5 protein-coding genes and 1 pseudogene are annotated in these 7,506 nt (G+C 73.5%); 3 read left to right on the top strand and 3 right to left on the bottom strand.

Features of this window, described 5'->3' with window-relative positions; all coding sequences use genetic code 11:
- On the bottom strand, positions 1-1,252 hold a 1,252-nt coding region (locus tag Q1N79_RS22910; RefSeq protein WP_300612265.1), incomplete at its 3' end, for an FtsX-like permease family protein.
- A gap of 107 nt (positions 1,253-1,359) precedes the next feature.
- The gene (locus Q1N79_RS22905) at positions 1,360-4,629 is read right to left on the bottom strand and encodes an FtsX-like permease family protein (protein WP_300612263.1); all 3,270 of its coding nucleotides are present in this window, start codon (positions 4,627-4,629) and stop codon (positions 1,360-1,362) included.
- 77 nt (positions 4,630-4,706) lie between these two features.
- Here Q1N79_RS22905 and Q1N79_RS22900 point away from each other — a divergent pair, with 77 nt between their 5' ends.
- Positions 4,707-5,513: an NAD(P)-dependent oxidoreductase gene (locus Q1N79_RS22900; protein ID WP_300612261.1), complete on the top strand. Its 807-nt coding sequence runs from the start codon at positions 4,707-4,709 to the stop codon at positions 5,511-5,513.
- A gap of 152 nt (positions 5,514-5,665) precedes the next feature.
- Here the strand turns inward: Q1N79_RS22900 and Q1N79_RS22895 are convergent, their stop codons facing one another.
- Complete coding sequence (locus Q1N79_RS22895) at positions 5,666-6,145, bottom strand: MarR family transcriptional regulator (RefSeq protein WP_300612259.1); 480 nt, start codon at positions 6,143-6,145, stop codon at positions 5,666-5,668.
- A 61-nt stretch (positions 6,146-6,206) separates the two neighbouring features.
- On the opposite strand from Q1N79_RS22895, the gene Q1N79_RS22890 reads away from it, so the two are divergent.
- Together Q1N79_RS22890 and Q1N79_RS22885 are read left to right on the top strand one after the other, a co-directional pair.
- Positions 6,207-7,112 (top strand): ABC transporter ATP-binding protein, encoded by a 906-nt coding sequence (locus tag Q1N79_RS22890; protein ID WP_300612257.1) that lies wholly within the window; start codon positions 6,207-6,209, stop codon positions 7,110-7,112.
- Positions 7,109-7,506 (top strand): annotated as a pseudogene (locus Q1N79_RS22885) (ABC transporter permease); the annotation flags it as partial. The gene Q1N79_RS22890 and the pseudogene Q1N79_RS22885, both read left to right, overlap by 4 nt.

Here is a 7,506-nt window from a genome sequence, read left to right as displayed (position 1 = left end):
CCAGCACCGCGGCCGGCGCCCACCAGCCGCCGGCCGGCTCGGCGCCGGGGGTAATCAGCACCCCGAGCACGGCCCCAAGCAGGGTAGCGGGGACGCAGGCGATGGCGGCGCCGCCCGCGGCGGCCATGGCGATCTGCGGCAGCGACGCGCCGCGCGCCCGGCGCACCGCCAGCTCGGCCGACCTGCGGATCGCCACGATCCGGGCGGCCAGCACCAGCGCCACCGCGCCCGCTACCGCAAGGCTCACGTACAGCAGCCACAGCAGCGTGTCGACCTGGGCGGCGGTGTCGAGGAACGTGCCGACCGGCTGCAGCAGGGCCGAACTGACCGTCAGCGCGCTGCTGGCAGCCGCGATGCCCCCGGTCAGCGGCGGCGACTGGGTGCTGTCCTCGTTCAGCGCGTTGTACAGCGGCTGGGCCTGCTGCCCGCCGGCCGAGCCGACGTCCACGGGGAACACCCACTGCAGCGCCATGTCCTCCGGGCCGAAGTCGCTTTGCAGCGCGCCGAGCTCGCCTGGACCGATGAACGCCCCGGCGATCCAGATCGACGGGACGCAATCGACGCACGACAGGTCGGGGGTGAGCACGACCGGGTCATCGGTCCAGAACGTGGCGGAGGCATCGCGTGGCGCGATGATCCCGGTGACCTCGAGCGTGATCCCCTTGGCGAGGCTGCCGGAGTAAGCGATCTTCGGGGGGGTGATCGGCACCTTCGAGCCTGGGTGCAGGCCGAACTGGCGAGCCGTCTGCGACGACACCGCGACCTGCAGCACCGGGGAGACGGACGCGGAGGCGGTCCCCGGGTAGCGGCCGGCGACCAGCCGCATGTACTGGGTGAACGGCTGCCGGTAGCTGACCTCGAACTGCACCTCGAACGTGCCGGCGCCGGGAAGGCCGCTGGTGCTGGTCACGGTGTGCAGGAGGGTGGTCATGCTCATCCAGTCGGCGTCGGCCGGGGCGAGCTTGACGACCCCGCGGTCGAAGTCACCGTGCAGCTGGCTGGTGACCTCGGACAGTTGGCCAGCGGTGAGGTTTGCGCTGCCCAGACTGCCGAAGGAGTCGTTGTCGAGGTCGCTGGTGATCGTGCTCCACTCGGTGGCCGCGATGATCGTCCTGGCCAGCGGCGTCGTGGCGGCCAGCGTCTGGTGCAGCGCCTGCGTCCTGGCGGCCAGCGCAACCCGCGGCCCGGCCGTGGCGGCGAGAACGCCGCCGGCGACGAGCGCCGCCAGCGCCATTGTGGCCGCGGCGCTCATGCCCCATAGCCTTGTTAGCCCCCGGGGGACGACCCCCCGGTGACCCCCCGCATGGGGGGGCTGCCCGCCCCCCCATTCCCCCCTGGCCCCCCTGGCCCTGGCCGTGCTCATGCTGCCTCCGCGGCGCGCAGTTCGGCGGCGGGGTCCGGGCGGCGGAACAAGATGAGCGCGGCAGCCAGCGCGGGCAACACCGCGACGAGCGCGGCCAGTGGCAGCGTCTGCGACAGGTCGAACATCGTCACCGGCGGCGGTACCGGCTGCTGCGCCGCCGCGGTGAGCGTGACGGCAGGGACAAGCAGCCGGGCGACGACCGTGCCCAGGACCAGGCCGAGTGCGGCCGATGGCACGCTGAGCAGCAGCTTCTCGAGGAAGAGCTGCGCGGCCGCGGACCGCTGGGCGACGCCGAGCGCGGCGAGCAGCGCGTTCTCCGCGCGCCGCTGCCTGACGTTGGCCGCGATCGAGACCCAGAACCCGGTGATGGCCAGCAGCGCGGCGGCTACGGCCACCGCGAGCAGGGCCTGCTGCGGGGCGCCCGACAGCGGGTCTCCGGTCGTGGCCGCGGCGAGCGCGGTCCGGCTGGTGACGGCAGAACCGGGCGGCAGCGCGCTGGCGAGGGCGGCTGGCACGGCATGGCCGGAGGTCGTCAGCCACCACTGCGTGACCGGCAGCGGCGAGCCGCCGTGGCCGGCCAGGAAGGCCTGCACGGTCGGCAAGTCCACGATCAGGGCGCTGCCGGTGAGCGTGGGGAACGTGTCCGTCTGCGCGACGATCTTGACCGGGACCGTGACGCCCTCGATCGTGGCCGGCACGACCGAGCCCACGCCGACGTTGTTGGCGTCGTCGAACGCCCTGGTCGCGATCGCCGGCACGGTGGAGGCCGCCCCGCCCGCCGAGAGCGTCACCTGCCCGGTTACCGCCGACACCGTGGGGTGCGGGAAGTGGGGGTTGTTCACGGTCTCGCCATACCCTGGACTGAACGTCAGCGTGGCGCCGTCCGCGCCTGGCCGCCATCCGGTCACCTGCGGCTGCGCGTACGGGCCGAACGCCTCGCCTGCGCTCGCGACGCCGTCCAGCTCGGGTGAGCTGGCGGCGACCGTCCAGCCGCCAAGCCCGGCACCGGACACGGTGAGCGTGACGGCGTGCCCGGTTTGGCTGGCGGGCAGCGTGTAGGAAAGGCTCAGCTGGAGCAGGCGCAACGGGTAGCTGGCATCGCTGCCGCCGAGCGGGGCGGTGAGCACGTGCGGCCGGCCGTCCGCGGGCAGCGTGCCCACCGGGATCTGGTAGGCCGCGCCGCTTGCGTCGATGATCGTCACGGCGGCCGTGACCGTGCCGAGTCCCGGCTGGGCCGGGCTGAGGGTGGCGGTCAGCTTGACGCTGCGCGGGCGCCCGGCGATGACGGTGCCGCCTGACCCGCTGGGCGGCGCGATCGCGCGGAAGAGCTGCCCGGGCGGCAGCGCCGACTGATCGCTGCGCAGCAGCACGACGCCCGGCGCCTGATTCGCGCCGACGAGCAAGATCTGCGATGGCAGCGCCACCGGGATGACGGAAACCGCCATCGCGGCCTGCACGCCGGCCGCATGGGCGATCGACCCGCCGGAGCCTGGCGCCAGCGGGGCGGCCAGGTCCACCCTGACGTCCGCGCCGGTCGTGAACGCGGCCTGGTCGGCGGCCGACCGGCTCCAGCTCTCATGCTGCGCCAGGGCCAGGGTGCCGGTGGCGACCGCCATCACAAGCAGCAGCGCCGCGCCGCCCTGCCGCAGCGGCTGGCGGCTGAACTGCCACCCGGCCAGGGACGCGGTGAGCCTGCGCCCCCGCCCGGCGAGCTTGTCGCCGGCCCGCGCCGCGACAGGCAGCAGGCGGAGCACGAGGATCGTGCCGCCCGCCAGTGCCAGCGCCGGGGCCAGCGCGAGCACCCAGTCGATGCCGGCGGTTGCCCCGTTCGCGCCCTCCGAGGTCACCGCGGAGTACCGGCGCAGCTGCCAGCCGGCCAGCACCGCGAGGACGATCAGGCCCAGGTCCGCGCCGGCGCGGACGGTGCCCGCGATCGCGGCCTGCCTGCCGCGGCGCGCCCTGGCGGCGCCCGGCCCGCTGCGCAGCACGGGGAACAGCATGGCCGCGATCGCGATCACGGCGACCGCGACGGTCGCGCCGAGCGCGTCCAGCCAGGTTCCGGCGGCGCCGACGTGCACGCTCACCGCGCCGCGCGCGTAGAGGGTGTCGCCGAGCAGTCGCGCCAGCCAGATCCCGGCGACCCCGCCGACGACGGCAGCGGCGGCGCACAGCGGGATTATCTCGGCCGCGGTCAGCCGGGTGAGCTGCCAGCGGGTGGCGCCGCGCGCGGCAAGCAGCGCGGTCTCGCCCTCCCGCTGCGTGACGAGCAGCCGGGCGACCGCGAGCAGCGCCGCCGCCGCGAGCACGAGCAGCTGCAGCCCGCTGATCACGATCAGCGACCTGGCGACGGCCAGGTTGCTCGACGTCGCGGCGAGCACTGCGGGCAGGTTCGTCGTGAGGTCGACGCCGCCCAGGGCGGGGGAGTTGGCCATCGAGCCGAGCAGCGCCGTGATGTTCGCGGAGACCGCGCTGAGGTCGGAAGTGGTGAACGCCGCCATGTCTGGCTGTGCGACCCAGCTACCGCCGCCCACGGCGAGCGCGCCGCCGAATGCCGCCGGGCTTACCAGCAGCGGCCCGAACGTGGTGAACCCGGCGGACGTGTCCGACCCGCTCGCCGGGACCTCGTTCAGCTGCCAGTAGGAGGCTGCCGGGCCGGACAGCTGGCGCTGCGCGAACAGGCCGGTGATCGTGAACGTCACCAGCCCGCCCGAGAGCCGGTCCCGCAGCCGGAGCACGTCGCCGACGGACACGTGCAGCAGGGCGGCGGCGGTGGCCGGCAGCGCGGCCTGGACGGGCGCCGCTCCGCCGGGCGCCGCTCCGCCGGGCGCCGCCGGCCAGTGGCCGGAGAGCAGGACGGACCGCGAGGTGACGCCGCTCATCGCCGCGGCCTCGAGCAGCGGCGTGTTCCCCTGACCGGTGCTGGCCGGCCGGGCGGGCAGTGCGCCGGACACCAGGCCGAGCGGGTCGGACCAGGTAGCCTGCCAGAAGCTGGACGGCACCCCGAGCAGCGCCGAACTGATCGCGCTCTTGAACGCCGCGCTGACCGGGGCCAGCGGGCTGTCGGCCAGCGTGACCTGGGCGTTCAGTGACGTGGCAGGCGCCACCGCCAGATCGTGACTGACCGCCTGCGGGAGCGCCTGTCCGGCGAAGACGGCCAGCGCCGCGCCGACAGCCGCCGCCACCAGCGTCGTTAGCGCCGCGGCGGCGAGGACCACCCAGTGCACGGTCATCCGCCGTGCGGCCAGCGGTCCTCGCGGGGTAAGCACAAACCAAAGGATTCCCCATGAGTTACCGCGACGGCAATTCGTTGCGGTAACAAAACAATGCAGTATGTTTGGGCGCCATGCCGACAATCCTCATCACCGGCGCGGCGGGGCAGATCGGGACGATGCTCAGGCCCCGGCTGGCGCGCCCCGGCCGCGCGCTTCGCCTGCTGGACGTGGTGCCGATAGCTGCCGGACCTGGCGAGGAGGCGGTGACTGCCTCCGTCACCGACCTGACCGCGATGACGCGGGCCTGCGACGGCGCGGACGCGGTCATACACCTGGGCGGGATCCCGTCCGAGGCGCCCTGGGACCGGATCCTCGACGTCAACATCAACGGCGCCTACGTCGTCTTCGAGGCCGCCCGCCGGGCGGGCGTGGCCCGGGTGGTGTTCGCCTCGTCCAACCACGCGGTCGGGTTCAGCCCGCGGTCGCAGTTCCCCGTCCCCGACTACGCGTTCCCGGCTCCCGACACGTACTACGGGGTCTCCAAGGCCGCGGGCGAGGCGCTGGCCGCGCTGTACAGCCGGCGGTACGGGATCGACGCGATCTGCGTGCGCATCTTGTCCTGCTTCGCGCGGCCGGCGAGCGTCAGGATGCTGTCCACCTGGCTGTCGCCCGACGACGCGGGCCGGCTTTTCGAGGCCTGCCTGACCGCGCCGTCGCCCGGCTTCCGCGTGGTGTTCGGCGTCTCGGCCAACTCCCGCGGCGGCTGGGTGTCGCTAGCCGAGGCGCGGGCACTCGGCTACGAGCCGCGCGACGACGCCGAGGCGTACGCCGCCGAGGTCATCGCCGCCCGCGGCGAACCCGACCCGGACGACCCGGCGGCCCGCTACCTGGGCGGCGAGTTCACCTTCCCGGCGCTTGACGCCGGCAACCTGAGCTGAGGCTATCTGCGCCGGCTCGCGCGGCGCCCAGTGCGCGCGACCGATGAGCGCTCGACCGAGCAAAAATCTTCGTAATAATGGCGGCTCGCTGTAGCGTTTCTACCCTGGCGCATCACAGGCAACTCTGGCTGACCGGCTCGGGGGTGCGGGAGCTAGCGCTCCTTCTCCAGCGCTTCCCAGCGGGCGAGCAGGTCGGCGATCTCGGTGTTCAGGAACTCGAAGAAGGCGGTGTGCGCGGTCATCCTGGCGCCGGCCGGCGTGCCGGCGCCGACGAGGCCTGCGCCCTCCTTCAGCAGGCCCGCCCAGCGCACGAGGACCTGGCTCTGCAGCCTCATCACCTCGGTCCACACGTCCGCGGGCATGCGGAAGTAGTCACGGCGCGAGCCCGGCACCCGCTCCTTGTGCACGAGGCCGACCCCGGTCAGGTAGCGCACCGCGCCGGACACCGCGGCGGGGCTGATCCGCAGCATGCCCGCGAGGTCCGCGGCCGTGAGCCGGTCGGAGTCGGAGATCAGGAACGCGACGAACACGCGCGCCGGCATGGCAGGGAACCCGGCCGCGACGAGCACCGAGGCGAACCGCTCGTTGAACCGCAGCAGCGGATCCCCCGCGTGATCGCTGACCGCCACCATGTGAGTGATCATACAACATTTTGAAGATTCACGATTTTCTGAATCTTGCTAAGCTGATGTCATGGCGAACGCTATCGAGGCGAGCGGGCTGCGTAAGGCGTTCGGGCCGGCCAGGGCGCTCGACGGCCTGGACCTGACCGTCCGCACCGGAGAGGTGCACGCCTTCCTCGGCCCGAACGGCGCGGGCAAGACCACCACGATCCGCATCCTGCTCGGGCTGCTGCGCAAGGACGGCGGCGCGGTCGCCCTGCTCGGCGGCGACCCGTGGCGGGACGCGACGACCCTGCACGGCAGGCTCGCCTACGTGCCCGGCGACGTGACGCTGTGGCCGGGCCTGACCGGCGGCGAGATCATCGACCTGCTCGCCCGGCTGCGCGGCGGCGGTGACCCCAAGCGCAGGCAGGACCTGATCGAGCGGTTCGACCTTGACCCGTCGCAGCGGGCGCGCGCGTATTCCAGGGGCAACAGGCAGAAGGTCGCGCTGGTCGCGGCGCTGGCCAGCGACGCCGAACTGCTCCTGCTCGACGAGCCGACCGTCGGCCTTGACCCGCTGATGGAGGCGACCTTCCGCGAGTGCGTCAACGCCGAGCGCCGCGACGGCAGGACCGTGCTGCTGTCCAGCCACATCCTCGCCGAGGCCGAGGCGCTCGCCGACCGCGTGACGATCATCCGCGCGGGCCGCACGGTGGAGACCGGCTCGCTGGCCGACCTGCGGCACCTGACCCGCACGACCGTCGACGCCGAGCTCGCCAGCCCCCCGCCCCCAGTTGACGCCATGCCGGGCATCCATGACGCCGTCCTCGACGGCACCCGGTTGCGCTGCGAGGTGGACAACACCGCTCTCACGCAGGTGCTCCGCGCTCTCACTGCGGCCGGGGTCCGCACGCTGACCTGCCGCCCGCCGACCCTTGAGGAGCTTTTCCTCAGGCATTATTCCGAACGATCCGGGCCGGCTCCCCAGCGATGACCCGTTCCCTGACCGGCACCCGCGACCTGGTGGAGCTGGCGCTGCGCCGGGACCGGATCATGCTGCCCGCCTGGGTCTACGTGGTCGTCGCCGGGGTCTCGGTCAACGCGTACGCGTTCGGCCGGCTGTACAGGACGGCGGCGCAGCGGGCGGCGCTGGTGGCGTCGGGGCAGGGCAACCCGGCGCTGCTGTTCCTCTACGGCCGGCTGAACGGGACCTCGGTGGGCGCCCTGACCGCCTGGCGGTACGGGGTGTGGGGCGCGCTGTTCGCCGTGCTGATGAGCGTGTTGATCGTGATCAGGCACACCAGGGCGGACGAGGAGGCCGGGCGCCTTGAGCTGATCGGCTCGGCCCGGGTGGGCAGGCAGGCGCCGCTGGTGTCGGCGCTGGCGGT

This window comes from Trebonia sp. (genome assembly GCF_030042015.1).
Lineage (GTDB): Bacteria > Actinomycetota > Actinomycetes > Streptosporangiales > Streptosporangiaceae > Trebonia.
This window is presented reverse-complemented; position numbering and strand designations above follow the sequence as displayed.

What these genes read in the sequence shown, in the direction of transcription:
- Q1N79_RS22900 (WP_300612261.1), top strand. Translation starts at nt 4,707, where the DNA reads ATGCCGACAATCCTCATCACCGGCGCGGCGGGGCAGATCGGGACGATG.
- Q1N79_RS22890 (WP_300612257.1), top strand. Translation starts at nt 6,207, where the DNA reads ATGGCGAACGCTATCGAGGCGAGCGGGCTGCGTAAGGCGTTCGGGCCG.
- Q1N79_RS22895 (WP_300612259.1), bottom strand. Translation starts at nt 6,145, where the DNA reads ATGGTGGCGGTCAGCGATCACGCGGGGGATCCGCTGCTGCGGTTCAAC.